Annotated in this window: 14 protein-coding genes; 13 read left to right on the forward strand and 1 reads right to left on the reverse strand. The window is 72.6% G+C overall.

All coding sequences use genetic code 11. The annotated features are described in order from the left end of the window. On the forward strand, window positions 1-327 hold a 327-nt coding region (locus AB0E98_RS30645; protein ID WP_361708967.1), incomplete at its 5' end, for a transglycosylase SLT domain-containing protein. A 67-nt stretch (window positions 328-394) separates the two neighbouring features. Here the strand turns inward: AB0E98_RS30645 and AB0E98_RS30650 are convergent. Continuing rightward, entirely contained in the window at window positions 395-1,984 is a 1,590-nt protein-coding gene (locus AB0E98_RS30650) for a M4 family metallopeptidase (protein WP_361709105.1), read from the reverse strand. Window positions 1,985-2,634: 650 nt separating this feature from the next. Between AB0E98_RS30650 and AB0E98_RS30655 the strand changes: the two genes are divergently transcribed. The 12 genes from AB0E98_RS30655 to AB0E98_RS30710 all read left to right on the forward strand — a co-directional run bounded on the left by AB0E98_RS30655 (window position 2,635) and on the right by AB0E98_RS30710 (window position 17,382). Continuing rightward, window positions 2,635-3,354: a transglycosylase SLT domain-containing protein gene (locus AB0E98_RS30655; protein WP_361708970.1), complete on the forward strand. Its 720-nt coding sequence runs from the start codon at window positions 2,635-2,637 to the stop codon at window positions 3,352-3,354. A 115-nt stretch (window positions 3,355-3,469) separates the two neighbouring features. Further along, window positions 3,470-4,177, forward strand: coding sequence for an RraA family protein (locus AB0E98_RS30660; protein ID WP_361708972.1), 708 nt, complete (start codon window positions 3,470-3,472; stop codon window positions 4,175-4,177). A gap of 139 nt (window positions 4,178-4,316) precedes the next feature. Beyond that, window positions 4,317-7,643: a BTAD domain-containing putative transcriptional regulator gene (locus AB0E98_RS30665; protein WP_361708975.1), complete on the forward strand. Its 3,327-nt coding sequence runs from the start codon at window positions 4,317-4,319 to the stop codon at window positions 7,641-7,643. Between the two features lie 207 nt (window positions 7,644-7,850). Then, on the forward strand, window positions 7,851-8,858 hold the full coding sequence (locus AB0E98_RS30670; RefSeq protein ID WP_361708977.1) for an isocyanide synthase family protein: 1,008 nt from the start codon (window positions 7,851-7,853) through the stop codon (window positions 8,856-8,858). Then, window positions 8,855-9,664: a TauD/TfdA family dioxygenase gene (locus AB0E98_RS30675; RefSeq protein ID WP_361708980.1), complete on the forward strand. Its 810-nt coding sequence runs from the start codon at window positions 8,855-8,857 to the stop codon at window positions 9,662-9,664. The genes AB0E98_RS30670 and AB0E98_RS30675 overlap by 4 nt, the downstream gene beginning before the upstream one ends. Then, entirely contained in the window at window positions 9,654-10,526 is an 873-nt protein-coding gene (locus AB0E98_RS30680; protein WP_361708983.1) for a TauD/TfdA family dioxygenase, read from the forward strand. Before AB0E98_RS30675 ends, AB0E98_RS30680 begins: the two co-directional genes overlap by 11 nt. Continuing rightward, entirely contained in the window at window positions 10,523-12,037 is a 1,515-nt protein-coding gene (locus AB0E98_RS30685) for a 4-hydroxyphenylacetate 3-hydroxylase family protein (protein WP_361708986.1), read from the forward strand. Before AB0E98_RS30680 ends, AB0E98_RS30685 begins: the two co-directional genes overlap by 4 nt. A 55-nt stretch (window positions 12,038-12,092) precedes the next feature. Continuing rightward, a complete protein-coding gene (gene asnB / locus AB0E98_RS30690) occupies window positions 12,093-13,958 on the forward strand; it encodes an asparagine synthase (glutamine-hydrolyzing) (RefSeq protein ID WP_361708989.1) in 1,866 nt (621 codons plus the stop codon). Then, the gene (locus tag AB0E98_RS30695) at window positions 13,958-14,932 is read left to right on the forward strand and encodes a quinone oxidoreductase (RefSeq protein ID WP_361708991.1); all 975 of its coding nucleotides are present in this window, start codon (window positions 13,958-13,960) and stop codon (window positions 14,930-14,932) included. The genes asnB and AB0E98_RS30695 overlap by 1 nt, the downstream gene beginning before the upstream one ends. 12 nt (window positions 14,933-14,944) lie before the next feature. Continuing rightward, window positions 14,945-15,838 carry a catechol 1,2-dioxygenase gene (locus AB0E98_RS30700; RefSeq protein WP_361708994.1) on the forward strand — a complete coding sequence of 298 codons (894 nt, stop codon included), beginning with the start codon at window positions 14,945-14,947 and terminating at the stop codon, window positions 15,836-15,838. 196 nt (window positions 15,839-16,034) lie between these two features. Next, window positions 16,035-16,679, forward strand: coding sequence for a DUF4360 domain-containing protein (locus tag AB0E98_RS30705; protein WP_361708996.1), 645 nt, complete (start codon window positions 16,035-16,037; stop codon window positions 16,677-16,679). A 52-nt stretch (window positions 16,680-16,731) separates the two neighbouring features. Further along, window positions 16,732-17,382, forward strand: coding sequence for a DUF4360 domain-containing protein (locus AB0E98_RS30710; RefSeq protein ID WP_361708998.1), 651 nt, complete (start codon window positions 16,732-16,734; stop codon window positions 17,380-17,382).

Consider the following 17,382-nt stretch of genomic DNA (forward strand, 5'->3'; position numbering starts at 1 on the left):
GCCTACGGCGACAATCTGGACGGCTGGATCAAGCAGTCCCTGGACATCCTGAGCTCCAAGGGCATCCCGGCCTCCTACGAGGGCATCAAGCGCAATGTGATGCGTGAGTCGACCGGCAACCCCAACGCCATCAACGGCTGGGACGTCAACGCCGTCAACGGCGTCCCGTCCAAGGGCCTGCTCCAGATCATCGACCCGACGTTCAAGGCGTATCACGTCGAGGGCACGTCCTGGAACATCTACGACCCGGTCGCCAACATCACCGCCTCCTGCGCCTACGCGGCCGACAAGTACGGCTCCATGGACAACGTCAACTCCGCGTACTGATCAGACCGGCAGTCGCGAAACGGCGGCACCCCACTCCCGGGGTGCCGCCGTCGGCGTGTGGGTCACGTCAGGCGACGTTGACCGCCGTCCAGGTGTTACCGACGACCTGGTACTCGGTGCTGCCGCTGCCGTACAGGTCGGCGGCGGCCTGGAGGGTCGCCTGGCGGGCGGCCGCGTAGTCGGTGGTCGACGTCATGTACGTGGTCAGCGCCTTGTACCAGACGGCCAGGGCCTTGTCCCGGCCGATGCCGGGGACGGAGGAGCCGTCGTAGGTGGGGCTGTTGTAGGTGACGCCGTTGATCGTCTTCGTACCGCTGCCCTCCGAGAGCAGGTAGAAGAAGTGGTTGGCGATGCCCGACGAGTAGTGGACGTCGACGCTGCCGGCGTCGGGGCTCCAGTAGTCGAGGGAGGCGCCGTCCTTGCTGGGCTGGTCCATGTAGCGCAGCGGGGTGCCGTCACCGTTGATGTCGATCTTCTCGCCGATGAGGTAGTTGGCCGGGTTGCTGGGGTTCTTCGCGAAGAACTCCACGCCGGTGGCGAAGATGTCGCTGGTCCCCTCGTTGAGGCCGCCGGACTCCCCGCTGTACTCCAGGCCCGCGGTGGCCGAGGTGACGCCGTGGGTCATCTCGTGGCCCGCGACGTCGAGGGAGGTCAGCGGGTGGGTGTTGCCCTGGCCGTCGCCGTAGGTCATGCAGAAGCAGCTGTCGTCCCAGAAGGCGTTCACGTAGCTGTTGCCGTAGTGGACGCGGGAGTAGGACGCGACGCCGTCATTGCGGATGCCGCTGCGGCCGAAGGTCTGCTTGTAGAAGTCCCAGGTCTCCTGCGCGCCGTAGTGGGCGTCGACGGCGGCGGTCTGCCGGTTGCTCGCGCTGCCGTTGCCCCAGACGTCGGAGGAGTTGGTGAACAGCGTGCCGTTGCCGGAGGTGCCCTGGCGCAGGTCGGTGGTCTGGTGCCCGCCGCGCGTGTTGTCGCGCAACTGGTACGAGCTGCCGCTCTTCGTCGTGCCGATGGTGACCCGGCCGTTGTACTGGCCCGTGCCGGTGCCGGTCTCGATGCCGTCGAAGGCGTAGAGCTTCTTGCCGCTGGTGGCGTCGGTGATGACGTGCAGCTGGCTGGGGGTGCCGTCCTTCTGCGTTCCCGTGACCACCGACTCCCAGGCCAGCACCGGCTTCCCGGAGGCGGCCCAGACGACCTTGCGCACGTTGTCCTGGGCCGGGCGGGCGAGGCTGGCGTCGGAGGCGTGCGCGAGCGCGGTCCGCTGCGCGGTGGCGGCGGGGACCTTGGGGGTGGTGCTGGGCACGGCGATGCTCCGGGACGTCGCCTTGGTGACGGTGCGCCGGTCGCCCTTGACGTGCACGACCAGGTCGCCGCCGAGGACGGGCAGCCCCGCGTACGTCCGGTCGTAGCGGGTGTGCACGGTGCCGTCGGCGTCCTTGACGACGTCCCTGACGACCAGCCGCTCCTGCGTGCCGAGGCCCAGCGACCGGGCGGTGGACCCGGCACCGTTCTGGGCGGCGGACATCAGGGCGGTCCGCTGGGCGGGGGACGCCGCGGCGGCACCGGCCGACGCGGTCGCCGTACCCGGCGCGGCGCCGGCGGTGCCGGCCTGGACGCCCACGGCCACCATCGCGGCCGTGGCGACGAACGCCGCGCTCATCCGCGTCCGGCGGGAGGCGCGGGAGGAGCGGAAGGAGGAACGGCGGTCGTCGTCATGGGGGGTGGGTCTCACGCGAACTCCTTGGGCCCGGCCGTTTTTCGACGGCCTGCGCTGGCCCGGCGGCGGACTGTCGCCGGGGTGGTGCCTGCTGTGCGTTCGGTGCGTTCGGTGGGGTTGTTCGAGGCTCGTTCGGACGAGCCGTGGTGAGCGTGCCACCGAATCCGGATGCTTGGCAGGTCCACGACGAAGAGTTGGTCGTGAGTTGACCGATGGATGGGGGAGTGTCACCGATTAACGGACAACGGGGGGTGTGGCCCCGAATCGGGCGGGGAGGCGGGACGAGGCGTGTCCGGACCGTCACCCCGAGTGGGTGGTGAGGGGGTTCGCTGTGAGGCCGCTCATGAGGGCTGGATCACATACGAAGGCGGTTAGTGGGGCGCCGGGTCGTCCGTACGGTGCAAAACGGACATTTCCGGGGTGGTCTGGACCTCGTTCATGGGGGTGTGGGGTAGTAGGTCACACCTTTGCCAGCGGGTCCGGCCGCCGCTAACAATTGCGGAGTCGCAGGGCGCCGTCGATCGAGACGCGGCGCTTTCTTCGCGCCAATGACGGCCACTGCGACTCACGCGATTGGAAGGTTCGGCTCAGTTATGCGCTCCACCATCTCCGGCTATACCGCTCTGCCCAAGGCCCACAAGATCTCCGCCACCGCTGTCCTCGTGGCCGCCGGTGCCGCTGTCGCCCTGGCCGCCGTGCCGGCCACCGCCGCCGGCACCCACGCCATGAAGACCGTCGCGTGGAACGCCGACTCCTTCGGCGAGACCCAGCAGGCCGAGCTCACCCAGCAGACGGACGCCGCCATCGCGCAGGCCAAGGTCGCCGCCGAGGCCAAGAAGGCCACCGCCGACAAGGCCGAGGCCGACGCCAAGGCTCAGGCCGACAAGAAGGCCGCCGACAAGGAGCGTGCCGCCAAGGAGGCCGCCAGCCGCTCCACCGAGCGCAAGGCCCTGAAGCCGGCCGCCCCCGCGGCCCCGGCCGCCAAGGCCTACGGCGACAATCTGGACGGCTGGATCAAGCAGTCCCTGGACATCCTGAGCTCCAAGGGCATCCCGGCCTCCTACGAGGGCATCAAGCGCAATGTGATGCGTGAGTCGACCGGCAACCCCAACGCCATCAACGGCTGGGACGTCAACGCCGTCAACGGCGTCCCGTCCAAGGGCCTGCTCCAGATCATCGACCCGACGTTCAAGGCGTATCACGTCGAGGGCACGTCCTGGAACATCTACGACCCGGTCGCCAACATCACCGCCTCCTGCGCCTACGCGGCCGACAAGTACGGCTCCATGGACAACGTCAACTCCGCGTACTGATCAGACCGGCAGTCGCGACAGGGCGGCGGCACCCCACCCGGGGCGCCGCCGCCCTGTCGTATGCGGTACCCGTGCCTAGACTGAGCCCCCGAGGAACCATGAGGGGGGAGACCGCATGGACCAGCACGAGCTTCGGAAGCGCTGCGCGTCCCTGACCACGGCCCACCTGGCCGACGCGTGCGTACGCGCCCGGGTCCCGGTGCGCTGCGGGCCCGCCGGGCTGAGCGCCGTGGAGCCCGGCGGGCGGCTGGCCGGCCGGGTGCTGCCCGCCCGGCACGTCGGCAGCGTCGACGTCTTCCTGGAGGCGTTCGAGAACGCCGCGCCCGGCGACATCCTCGTGGTCGACAACGACGGACGGCTCGACGAGGCGTGCGTCGGCGACCTCGCCGTGCTGGAGGCCCGCGGCGCCGGGCTGGAGGGCGTCGTGATCTGGGGGCTGCACCGCGACACCGCTGACATCCGGGCCATCGGGTTGCCGGTCTTCAGCCTCGGGGCCGTCCCGACCGGCCCCCTGCGCCTCGACGCCCGGCCCGGCGACGCGCTGGAGTCCGCCACGGTGGGGGAGTGGACCGTGGGCCGCCGGGACGTGGTCGTCGGCGACGACGACGGCGTGCTGTTCCTTCCGGCGGACCGCGCCGGGGAGCTCGTCGCGCTCGCGGAGACGATCCGCGACACCGAGCGACGGCAGGCCGAACGCATCCGCGCGGGGGTGTCCCTGCGCGACCAGGTGCGCTTCGGCGCCTATCTCGCCCGGCGCCGGGAGGACCCGTCCCTGACGTTCCGTGACCACCTGCGGGCCGTGGGCGGGGCCATCGAGGAGTAGCGGTCCCTACTACCCCTTGCCACGGCAAGTGGAACATCGTCCACCGCATTCACCCTATGGTTGACGGACTTGTGTTCGTCCGAGTCGCGCACAGCGGAGCGGTCACGCGCTCTGCCGTGCGACCGGGGGAAGGGTGGTCATGCGGGTCGAGGTGCCGCGCGTCGAGTTCAAGGTGCTGGGGCCACTCGAGGCCGTCGCGGACGGCCGTCCCTTGCCGCTCGGCGGGCCGAAACAACGTACCCTGCTCGCCACGCTGCTGGTCAACGCCAACACCGCCGTGTCCGCGGACCGACTGTGCGACGAGATCTGGGGGGAGAGCCCGCCCGCGTCCGCCCACGCCAACGTCCGTAGCTACGTCGCCGCGTTGCGCAGGGTGCTCGGCCCCGCCTCCGGCGAGGACCGGCTGAGCCTGGGCCACCGCGGCTACCAACTGCGCGTGGACCCCGACGAGCTGGATCTCTACCGGTTCGAGGACCTGATGGCCCGGGGGCGGGCCGCGCTGGCGGAAGGGGACCAGCGCGGCGCCGTCTGCAATCTGCGGGAGGCGCTCGCGCTGTGGCGCGGCGGCGCGTTCGACCGGGTGACGCACCACGAGGCCCTCCAGATCGAGGTGGCACGCCTGGAGGAGGCCCGGCTGACCGCCTTCGAGGACTACGCCGAGACCCGGCTCTCCCTCGGTGAACACCGGGAACTCGTCGGTCAGTTGCTGACGCAGGTGGAACGTGACCCGCTGCGGGAGTCGCTGTGGGCCAAGCTGATGGTGGCCCAGTACCGCTGCCACCGGCCGGGCGACGCGCTCAAGTCGTACGCCCTCGCCCGCGCCGCCCTCCGGGACGAGCTCGGCCTCGAACCCGGCGACGAACTGCGCAGACTGCACCGCGCGGTGCTCACCAGGGACCCGGCGCTGGGCGACGCGCCTGTCCATCCCGTCCAGCCGGTACGGCCCGTGGCCGTCTGGCGGCCGGATCCCCGGCTCCCCTCCGACATCGCCGACTTCACCGGACGCGACCTGGTGATGTCACGCGCCGCCGCGCTGCTCGAACTCGCCGCCGCGCGTTCCATGAGCGCGCTCCCGCCCACCGCCCCTTCCGGCGGCCCGGCTCCGGCCGCACCCGTCGTCGTCCTCACCGGCCCCCCGGGCATCGGCAAGACCACCCTGGCCACCCGCCTCGCCCACCTGCTGCGGCACGCCTTCCCCGACGGCCAGTTGTTCCTCCACCTGGACGGCGCGCGCGGCCCCCGGCGCACGCCCGCCGCGCTCCTGGCGGAGCTGCTGCGGCGCGCGGGCGTCCCCGGCTCGTCCGTGCCCCGGGCGACGGTGGACCGCGTGGCGATGTTCCGCTCCCTGGCGGCCGACCGCAAGGCGCTGGTCGTCCTGGACGACGTGCGCGACGCGGACCAGATCCGCCCGCTGCTCACCGGGGCCCCCGAATGCGCCGTCCTGGTCACCAGCAGGAACCGGCTCTCCGGCCTCGCCGGCGCGCACCTCATCGACGTCGCCCCGTTCGACGACGAGGAGGCGGCCACCCTGCTGCGGCGCATCATCGGCACCCGGCGCCTCGCGGTGGAACCGGAGGCGACCGAACAGGTCCTGGCGGGCTGTGCCGGGCTGCCCCTGGCGCTGCGGGTCGCCGGCGCGGCCCTCGCGAGCCGCCCCCACTGGCGGGTGCGCTGCCTGGCCGACCGCCTCGCCGAGGCCCGGTCGTGCCCCAAGGAACACCAGCACCCGGCGGGAGAACTCACCGCCCACGTCTGGCTCGCCGCGACCTACCGCGACCTGGCGCCCGACGCCGCGAGGGCCTTCCGGGCCATCGGCATGCTCCCGTCCCCGGAATTCCCGTCCTGGGCGCTCACGGCGCTCCTGACGGCCCGGGACGGGGACGCGGTCGCTGCCCCGCGCGGGGTGGGCGGCCCTGACGCGGGCCGCGGCGCGGGGTTCGGAACGGGTCCCGCCACCGGCCCCGGTGCGGCTCTCGGCATGGGGTCCGACGCTGGTCGTGCCGCCGCCCCGGGAACGGACCGTCAGCCCGGCCACGACCCGGGCCACGCCCCGGCGGGCCACGGGCTCCGCCACGACCCCGCCCACGGGGCCGGGGCCCGGCACGACGCGGGCCCCGCCACCGGCCCGGACCCCGGCCATGAGGCCGCCCCCGTGCCCGCCCGTGCCACCGACGCCCTCCTCGCCGCCCTCCTCGAAGCGAACCTCGTGCGGGTCGCCCGTGTCGACGCCCAGGGCCGGCCCCGCTACCGCACGCACGACCTCCTGCACGCCTACGCCGCCGAGCGTGCCCTCGCCGAGGAGACCCCGGAGTGGCGGCGGGCGGCAGTGGCCCGGCTTCTCGACGACTGTCTCGCCCGTGTCCGCGCCGCCGCCGACCGGCTCGTCCGGGCGGGAACCGGCGACGTCGCCGGGCCGGGGGCCGGTGAGGCCCCGGGCACGGCGACGGACGACCCGTTCGGCTGGCTGGAGAGCGAACGGCCCGGCCTGGTCACGGCCGTCGAGTTCGCCGCCGCCTCCGGCTACGGCGCGCAGACGGCCGCACTCGCCGCCGCGATGGAGGACATCTGCCACCTGCGGAACTGGTGGGACGAGTGGGAACGGGTCGCGGAGGCCGCGCTCGACCGGGCCACCGCCGACGGCGACCCCGTCGCCGCCGCGGTCGCCCAGGGCTCCCTGGCCAGGGCCCTGGCCGTGCGGGGGCAGGTGGACGAGGCGGTGACCCGATGGGCCCCGGCCATCGAAAGGCTCGACGAGCTGGGCGAGGAGCACCACGCCGCCCGGCTGCGCACCCACCGCGGCTTCGCCGTCGCCGACCGGGGCATGGACCGGCTCGCCCACGAGGACGCCGAGACGGCCGCCGCCGTCATGGAGCGCCTCGGCGACGCCCACGGCCGGGTCGTCGCCCTGCGCAGCCTGGGCTTCGCCCTGCTGTGCCGGCAGTGCGAGGCGGAGGCCATCGGTGTCCTGGAACCGGCCCTGGAGGAGGCGGAGCGGCTGGGCCACCCGCTCGCGCTCGCCGACGTCCTCCAGATGCTGGCCTGGGCCGAGATAGGGCACGGCAGGTTCGGCCGCGCCGCCCGCCATCTCCACCGTGCCCTGGCGGGGTTCCGCATGGTGCGGCACCGGCCCGGCGAGGCGTACGCCCTGCTGACGCTGGGCCGGATGCACGTAGGCCTCGGCCTCGACCAGGCGCCCCGCGCGCTCGGCCCGCTCGGCGAGGCGGCGTCCATCTTCGCCGAGCTCGGCGAGCGCCGGGGCGCGGCCCTCACCGCGTACTGGCTGGGCCGGACGCACGCCGCGCTCGGGGACCCGGGCCGGGGCGCGGGCCATCTCGCCGAGGCCCTGGCCGGGTTCCGGGGCCTGCGCATGCCGTACTGGGCCGAGCGCGCCCGGCTGGAGATAGCCGCCGCCGCGCGCACCGGCGCCCCGGCACGTCCCCTCGCCGAGGGGACACCCTCGGCATAGGGGGGCGAAACGACCCTCGACACAAGGGGCGAACCGCCCCGTTCACCTCAGCGCGGGGGCGCGGGGGCGGCCGGGCGGGGGGGGGGGCGGGGGGGGCGCGGGCCCCACCGGGCCCGCGCGCCGCGCTGTGCGGCCCCGTGCGGTCCTTGTGCGTTTCTCATGCGCCCGACCGGCACGGTGGGACCCACGTCCACGAAGGGAGACGCGGTGTCCTATCCGGCCGCACCCGATATCGAACTGGCCGCCGTAGAAGTACTCCGGGAGGTCCTGGCCCACCAGCGCAGACTGCGCGACGGAGGCTGCGCCGGACGGATCTGCCTCCGGTGCGTCAGACACCACCTGGACACGGTGTGCAGCGCCATGGAGAGCGGACGGCGCATCGACTTCGTCCTGCCGGCCTTCCCGACGAAGTCCCCCAACCCCGCCAAGGTCCTCGGCCCGCTGCCCGACCTCGCCGAGGAACTCGCCCTGCGCTTCCTCGACGGGCTGTGCGAGCGCATCGCCGCCATTCACCCGCCCGGCGCGGCTATTCTGCTCTGCTCCGACGGCCGGGTCTTCAACGACCTGCTCGGCGTGAGCGACGAGGACGTCACCGGCTACGTCCGGGGCATCGACCAGATGATCAAGAGGATCGGCGCCACCCACCTGGAGCAGTTCACCCTCGACGACGTCTACAGCGGCGCCGGCCACATCGACATGCGCGCCATGCTCTCCTCCGGCTACGCCCCCACGGTCGAGGAACTGCGCGAGGAGGTCCGCGCCGGAGGCGCCCCGCTGGCCATGTACCGGGGCATCACCCGGTTCATGCTGGAGGACCTCTCCGGCCCCGGCTACACCGGCACCCGGTCCGCCCTCCAGCGCCACTGCCGCAAGCTCGCCTACGGCGTCATCCAGCGGAGCAAGGCGTGGGGCGAACTGCTGGGACAGCTCTTCCCCGCCGCCGTCCGGCTGTCCATCCACCCCCAGCCCTGCGCCACTGACAAGATCGGCATCCTGCTCGCCGACACCCCGGACGTCTGGCTGACGCCCTGGCACAGCGTCGCCGTAGAGACCGGAGGCCGCTACACGCTCATGAAGCGGGCCGAGGCCGAGGAGGCGGGCGCCACGCTGGCGTACCGGGCGGGGCGCCCCAGCCACTACGTCCTGGAGCCGGCCGCCGCCGAGGGGTTCCCCGCCCCCGCGCACCGCGAGCCGTGGAACAGGGCCTGCGCGTGAACACCACCTCCACCCTCCACCCCGACGGCGTGCGCGTCGTCGGACTCGCCCCCTTCGGCGTCCTCCTCCGCCCCGGCTCCCTGGGCCGGGACCTGCGCGAGCTCCCGGTGGACACGCTGCGCCGACTCGTCCGCCGCCACCGGCTCGTCGTCCTCCGCGGCTTCGCCGGTTGCGTCGGCGACGGCGAACCGGCCGAGTGGGCGAGCGCCTGGGGGCGCGCCGGAGAGGTCCTGGACACGGACGAGAAGGGCCGCGTGCCCCTGCACTGGGACGGCATGTTCGACCCGTGCGCGCCCGAGTTCCAGATCCTCGACTGCGTCAGCGCCTTTGAGGGCGGCCATGCGGGCCGGGCCCTGTACTGCGATACCGTCCGGCTGCTGGCGGACGCCGGCCCCGGCCCGGCCGGACCGTGGCGGGCGGTGACGGTCACCTACCGCGTCCCCCGGGGACCGCGCGCCGTCCGCCCGCTCGTCGTCCCCCACCCGCGCCACGGGGCACCGACGCTCCGTCACCACGAACCGCCCCGCGAGGACGACCGGGACCTCCTCGACCGGCCCAGCCACCAGTTCGACGGCATCGACGCCACCGCCGTGCCCGCTCTCCTCGACGGGCTCCGCACGGCCCTGTACGACCCCCGGTACCTCTACGCCCACGCCTGGCGGACCGGCGACGTCGTCGTCGCCGACAACCACGCGCTGCTCCACGGCCGCGAGGCCCCGGCCGACGGCACCCACCGCCGCCTCCGCCAGGTCCGCGTCCTGGGCGAACCCCTCCTCACCACCCAAGGAGACCACCATGACCGATGAGCAAGGACCACTCGTCGACCCGCTCGACGACAGCCGCTACGCCGTGACGGCGATCGCCCCCTTCGGCGTGACGATCCACGCACCGGAACCCGGCGTCCACGTCCGCGACCTCGCCGTCGACCCGCTGCGCGCGCTGGTCCGCGAACACGGCGTTCTGCTGCTGCGCGGCTTCGACACCTTCGGCACGCCCGAGGAGCTCTCCGCGTACTGCGGTCGATGGGGCCAGCCGAGCGTCTGGCCGTTCGGCACCGTCCTCGAACTGGTCGAGAAGGAACGGCCCGAGGACCACATCTTCGACTCCAGCTACATGCCGATGCACTGGGACGGCATGTACCGCGAGCAGATACCCGAGTTCCAGATATTCCAGTGCGTCCACGCCCCCGGTGAGGGCAACGGCGGCGAGACCACGTTCTCCGACACCGCCGCCGTACTGCGGAACACCGACCCCGCGATCGTCGCCAAGTGGTCCCAGGTGACCGGCACCTACCACCGCAAGATGGAGTTCTACGACAGCGTCACCGTCTCGCCGCTCGTCACCACCCACCCCGGCAGCGGCACCCCCGTCATCCGCTACAACGAGCCCACGGCCACGGCCGACGCCGGCTTCGTCAACCACCCCGATCTCCACTTCACGGGCCTGCCCGAGGACGGGATCGCCGAGGCGCACCACACCCTGCGCGCCGCCCTGTACGACCCCGCGCACCTGTACGCCCACAGCTGGCGCACCGGCGACCTGGTCGTCACCGACAATTACTCGCTGCTGCACGGCCGGAACGCCTTCACCAGCGGCGCCCCCCGCCATCTGCGCCGCGTCCAGGTGCTCGGCACCCCGCCGCTGGACAACCCGGGGCTGGTGCGATGACCACCCACGACACCCTCATGACGGGCGACGACTACCTGGAGAGCCTCCGCGACGGCCGCCAGGTCTACCTGGACGGCGAACGCGTCAAGGACGTCACCCGCCACCCCGCCTTCCGCAACTCCGCCCTGTCGGTGGCCCGGCTCTACGACGCCCTCCACGACCCGGCCACCGCCGACGTCCTCACCGGCGTCGACGAGGCCACGGGCATCCGCACCCACAAGTTCTTCAAGCCCAGCCGCTCGGCCGCCGAGCTCGTCGAGGCCCGCGAGGCCATCGCCACCTGGGCGCGGATGAGCTACGGCTTCCTCGGCCGCACCCCCGAGTACAAGGCGTCCTTCATGGCGGGCCTCGGCGTCAACGCCGCCTACTACGGTCCGTACGCGGCCAACGCCGACGCCTGGTACCGCGAATACGCGGGCAAGGCGCTCTACCTCAACCACGTCATCATCAACCCGCCGGTCGACCGCAAGCGCGCCGTCCACGACATGGCGGACGTCTACGTCCGCGCCGTGCGCGAGACGGACGCCGGAGTGGTCGTCAGCGGGGCGAAGATGCTGGCCACGGGCTCGGCCATCACCAACGCCGGGTTCGTCGCCCCCGTGGGCTCGGCAGCCCTCGCACCGGGCAAGGCGGAGGCGTTCGCGCTGGTCTTCTTCGTCCGGATGGACAACCCCGGGGTGAAACTCGTCAGCCGCACCCCCTACGCCAAGGCCGGGACGAACCCGTTCGACGCGCCGCTCAGCAGCCGCTTCGACGAGAACGACGCCGTGCTCCTCCTCGACGAGGCACTGATCCCCTGGGAGGACGTCCTCGTCTACCGCGACATCGAGCGCGCCACCGGCTTCTACGCCACCTCCGGCTTCCCCAACCTGTACAACTTCCAGTCCGGTATCCGGCTGAGCGTCAAGCTGGAGCTGATGGCCGGGCTGCTCTCCCGCGGCACCAGGGCCAACGGCACCGATGCCTTCCGCGGCGTACAGGCCGCCGTCGGCGAGATCATCACCATGCGCGACATGGTGTGGGCGCTCACCTCCGCCATGGCGTACGACCCCGAGCCCGGCAGCGGCGGCACGGTCGTCCCCCGCCTGGAGCACGCCTCCGCGATGCGGATGTACAACGCCCAGATCTGGGACCGGGTCCACGAGCTCTTCGAGACGACCCTCGGCGGCGCGCCGCTGGCGGTGCCCTCCAGCGTCCGCGACCTCGCCAACCCCGAACTGCGGCCGCTCATCGACCGCTTCTACCGGGGCTCGGACACCACCGCCCTCGACCGGATCAAGCTCCTCAAGCTGGTCTGGGACGCGATCGGCACCGAGTTCGGCGGCCGTCACGAGCTCTACGAGCGCAACTACTCCGGCAACGGCGAACAGGTCCGGCTGGACGCGCTGCGCTGGGCCGCCAAGCGCGGCAGCCTCGCCCGCTACGAGGCCCTCGTCCAGGACTGCATGGACGACTACGACACCGACGGCTGGCGCCGGGGGCCGTGGCAGGCCCCGGCCGTCGCCGACTGATCGGCCCCGCCCCGCCTCCGACCGCCGACCGCTGACCGAGAAACGGAGACACCACATGTGCGGCATCACCGGGTGGGTCGACTTCACCCGCGACCTCACCGCCGAGCACACGACCGTCACGGCCATGACCCGCACCCTGGCCGCCCGGGGACCCGACGCCGAGGGCGTCTGGCTGGACGCCCACGCCGCCCTGGGCCACCGGCGGCTGGCCGTCATCGACCTGGAGCACGGCACACAGCCGATGCGCACCCCCGAGCGCGGCCCCGGCGACCGGCCCCGCGCCGTCGTCTCGTACGGGGGCGAGATCTACAACTTCCGCGAGCTGCGCGAGGAACTCGTCCTCCTCGGCCACCGGTTCACCACCCGCGGCGACACCGAGGTGGCACTGCGCGCCTACCTCCAGTGGGGCACGGACTTCGTCCACCGCCTCAACGGCATGTACTCGATCGCCATCTGGGACACCGCCCGCGAGGAACTGCTGCTCGTCCGCGACCGCCTCGGCGTCAAGCCGCTCTTCTACCACCCGACCGACGGCGGCGTCCTCTTCGGCTCCGAGCCCAAGGCGATCCTCGCCAACCCCCTGACCGAGGCCGCCGCCGGCCCCGAGGAACTGTGCGACGCGCTGCTGTTCCTGCGCACCCCCGGCCGGGTGCCCTTCCGGGGGATGCGCGAGGTCAAGCCGGGCCACCTGGTGCGCGTCGGCCGCTCCGGGATCGTCGAGGAGCGCTACTGGGCCCTGGAGGCCCGCCCGCACACCGACAACCTGCGGACCACCGTCGCCACCGTCCGCGAGCTTCTCGACGACATCGTGCCCCGGCAGATGGTCGCCGATGTGCCGCTGGTCTCGCTGCTGTCGGGAGGGCTGGACTCCAGCACCGTCACCGCGCTGGCCGCCCGCGCCCGGGCCGCCGAGGGCGAACGCCTCGGCACGTTCTCCGTGGACTTCACCGGCCACACCGAGAACTTCCGGGCCGACGCCATCCGCCCCACTCCCGACGGCCCCTACGCCCTGGAGGTCGCCCGGCACGTCGGCAGCGACCACCACATGATCACCCTGGACCGGGCGCGGCTCCTCGCCCCGGCCGTCCGCAAGGCCGTCCTCGGCGCCTGGGACCTGCCGTTCAACTTCGCGGACCTGGACGTCTCCCTCCACCTCCTCTTCGCCGCCGTCCGCGAGCACGCGACCGTGGCCCTGTCGGGGGAGGGCGCCGACGAGGTCTTCGGCGGCTACCTGTGGTTCTCCGACCCGGAGGCGCGGGGGGCCACCACCTTCCCCTGGCTGAAGCTGGGCGCCCACCGCGGCCTCGACCCCCGGTCGCTGTTCCACCCGTGGTTCGTGGACGGCATCGACCTCGCCGAGTACGAGGCCGACCTGTACCGCACCGCCCTGGCCGAGGTCCCCCGCCTCGCGGGGGAGAGCGCCGAGGACCGGCGCACCCGCGAGCTCGGCCACGTCACCCTCACCCGCTGGCTGCCCATCCTGCTCGACAAGAAGGACCGCATGGGCATGGCCGTCGGCCTGGAGGGCCGGGTGCCGTTCTGCGACCACCGCCTCGTCGAGTACGTCTTCAACGTCCCCTGGGAGATGAAGACCTTCAGCGGCGAGGAGAAGGCCCTGCTGCGCGCGGCCGCCGCCGGCCTGCTGCCGGAATCGGTGCTCCGCCGCAAGAAGGCCGCCTACCCCTCCATCCAGGACCCCGCCTACGACCGCGCCCTCATCACCGGCCTCACCGCGGCCGCCGGCGACGGGGTGCCGTTGAGCCCGTACCTCGACGCCGGCGCGGTGGAGCGCCTCACCGGCAGGACCACCGACGGCAGCCTCTCCGAGTTCGAACGGATCCTCGTCGAGTCCACCGTCCGGTTGGACGACTGGCTGCGCACCTACGACGTCGCACTCACCGATCTGAAGGGAAAGCGCTGATGCACGCCATCGAGATCCGGGAGACCGGTGGACCCGAGGTCCAGCTCTACGTGGAGAAGCCCGACCCCGGGCGGCCCGGCGAGGGCCGGATCCTCGTCGAACTCGCCGCCGCCGGAGTGAACTTCATCGACCTCTACCGCCGCGAGGGCCGCTATCCGCTGCTCGTGCCCTGCGTGCCCGGCGAGGAGGGCTCCGGCGTCGTCCTGGCCGTCGGCCCCGGCGTCACCCGCTTCGCCCCCGGCGACCGGGTCGCCTGGACGACCGTGCTCGGCAGCTACGCCGAGCGGGTCCTCGTGCCCGAGGACAAGGCCGTCGTCGTACCCGACGCCATCGACCTGCGGACCGCCGGCGGCGTCCTCGTCCACGGCATGACCGCCCACTTCCTCGCCCACGACTCCTACCCGGCCCGCGCCGGCGAGACCGTGCTCGTCCACGCCGCCGCCGGTGGGGTGGGCCTCCTGCTCACCCAGATGCTCAAGCGGCGTGGTGTCCGCGTCATCGGCACGGTGTCCACCGTCGAGAAGGAGCGCACCGCCCGCGCCAACGGCTGCGACGAGGTCGTCCGCTACACCGAGACCGATGACCTGGCCGCCGAGGTGCGCGCGCTCACCGGTGGGGAGGGCGTCCACGCGGTCTACGACGGCGTCGGCGCCGCCACCTTCGACGCGAGCCTGGCCTCGCTGCGCACGCGCGGCACGCTGGTCCTCTTCGGGGGCGCCAGCGGCGCGGTGCCGCCCGTCGACGTGATGCGGCTGCTGTGGGGCGGCTCGCTCACCCTGACCCGGCCCTATCTGGAGCACTTCCGGGTCACCGTCGAGGAGTTCGAGGAGCGCGCGGGCGAGGTGTTCCGGGGCATCGTCGACGGCACGCTTTCGTTCACCGTCGCCGGGACGTACCCCCTCTCCGAGGCGCACCGCGCCCACACCGCCCTGGCCTCTCGCGGCACCTCCGGAAAGCTCCTCCTCGTCCCGTAAAGGAGACTCGCCATGGGCGACATCGTCGGCGCGGGCCTGCTCTCGCACGCGCCCGTCATCATGTTCCCCGAGCAGGTACGCGTCAAGGAGAACGGCGGCCGCGACTTCACCCTCGCGACCGGGCTGCGGCGCCTCCGCGAGGAGGTGATCGACACGACCGCGCACGACACCGTCGTGGTCCTCGACTCCCACTGGGCGACCACCACCGAGACGGTGATCACCTCCCATCCGCGCCGGACGGGCCTGTTCACCTCGGACGAGATGCCCGGCGCCATCAACCGGCTGCCCTACGACCTGCCCGGCGACCCGGAACTCGGCCGGGTGGTCGAGGAGTTCGCGGCCAGGCGCCCCCTGTGGCTCGCCGCGAACGACGACCCGTATCTGCCCGTCCACTACGCGACGCTCAACCTCTGGACGTACCTCGGGCGGCCCGGGACGCCCTGGGTGTCCGTCTCGGTCTGCCAGACCGCGACCACCGAGGACCATCTGCGCGCAGGCGAGGCCATCGCCGAGGCGGTCGCCCACCTCGACCGGAGGGTGCTGCTGCTGGCCTCGGGCGGACTCTCGCACCGCTTCCGGCCGCTGGCCGAGCTGCGCGACCGCATGGCCGGGGACCCGGACAACATCGTCACCCCCGAGGCCCGGGCGGCGGACGAGCAACGGATCGCGTGGCTGGAGGAGGGCCGCCACGACCGGGTCGTGGCAACGATGCCGGAGTACCGGCGCTTCGCCCCCGAGGCGCGTTTCGGCCACTACCTGATGCTCGCCGGAGCGCTCGGCGGTGCGGAGTGCGCGGCCCCGGGACGCCGCTTCGGCGCGTACGAGAGCGGCATCGGGACCGGCCAGGTCCATGTGTGGTTCGACCGTCCCGAGGCCGGCTGGCGGAGCGGGAGGGTCCGCATGTGAACCGCGCCGGGGCGGCGGACGGCGGCGGGCCGCCCGCCACCTCGGCGGCAGGCCTTCGGCCCGGGCCCGTCGGGGCGTGATGCGGGCGGGGAGCGGAGGTGGCTGGAGTTGAGCTGTACATGTCTTATATCCGGTGCTGCCATGGACCGCGCGAAGGGCGTCCTGTCGGACACCCCCGACCAGCAGGGAGATCCCCATGCTCAGACCGGCCCTCGTCGGCGGCGCCGCCGTGGTACTCCTCGGTGCCTCCTTCTCCCCCCAGGCCGCCGCGGCGGCGAAGACTCCTCCGCCCGACCGGATCGTCATCGACGTGGTCGCGGTCAACGGCTCGGGCTGCCCCGCCGGGACGACCGCCGTGGCGGTGGCCCCCGACAACACCGCCTTCACCGTTTCCTACAGCAACTACCTCGCCCAGGTGGGCGTCGGCTCCAAGCCCACCGACTTCCGCAAGAACTGCCAGCTCGGCCTGAACATCCACGTGCCGCAGGGCTTCACCTACGCCATCTCCCGGGCGGACTACCGCGGCTTCGCCCACCTGGAGAGCGGTGCGACGGGCCTGGAGAAGGCCAGCTACTACTTCCAGGGCCAGTCCCAGACCGCCTCCGCCAGCCATCGCTTCGCCGGCCCGGTCAGCGACGACTGGCAGACCTCCGACGTCACCGACGTCGCCTCCCTCGTCTACGCCCCCTGCGGCGTGCAGCGCATCCTCAACGTCAACACCGAGCTGCGGGTGGGCGCGGGCACCTCCGACCCGTCGTCCACCAACAGCTTCCTGGCCATGGACTCCACCGACGGCAGCGTCAACACCCTCTACCACTTCGCCTGGAAGGAATGCCCCTGACCGGGGGTCGTCAGGTGCCCGAGCGCGCCCCTAGGCAGTGGGAGGGAACTCGATGTTCGGACCGGTGACGACCGGTGGCGCGGCCGCGGCGCTCCTCGCCGCGACCTTCACCCCGGGGGCGGCGCCCGCACGCGTGGCGCCGCCCCCGGACAAGATCGTGATCGACGTGGTGGGAGTCAACGGTTCGGGCTGCCCGGCGGGGACGGCGCACGTGGCCGTCTCCCCGGACAACACCGCCTTCACCGTCTCGTACAGCGACTACATCGCCCAGGTCGGTGTGGGGGCCAAGCCCACCGACTTCCGGAAGAACTGTCAGCTCAGCCTGAACGTCCATGTCCCCCAGGGCTTCACCTACGCGATCGCCAAGGCCGACTACCGGGGCTTCGCCCGCCTGGAGAACGGCGCCAACGGCCTGGAGCGGGCCAACTACTACTTCCAGGGCCAGTCCCAGACCGCCTTCATCAACCACCACTTCAACGGCCCGCTGAACGACGACTGGCAGGCGTCCGACACCACGGACATCGATCAGCTGGTCTACGCCCCGTGCGGCGCCATGCGCTACTTCAACATCAACACCGAGCTGCGGGTGGAAGCCGGCACCTCCGACCCGACCAGGACGACGAGTCTCATGGCGATGGACTCCACCGACGGCAGCATCAACACCCTCTACCACTTCGCGTGGAAGGAGTGCCCCCGGCCGTGA

This window comes from Streptomyces sp. NPDC037389, from assembly GCF_040636475.1.
GTDB lineage: Bacteria > Actinomycetota > Actinomycetes > Streptomycetales > Streptomycetaceae > Streptomyces > Streptomyces hesseae.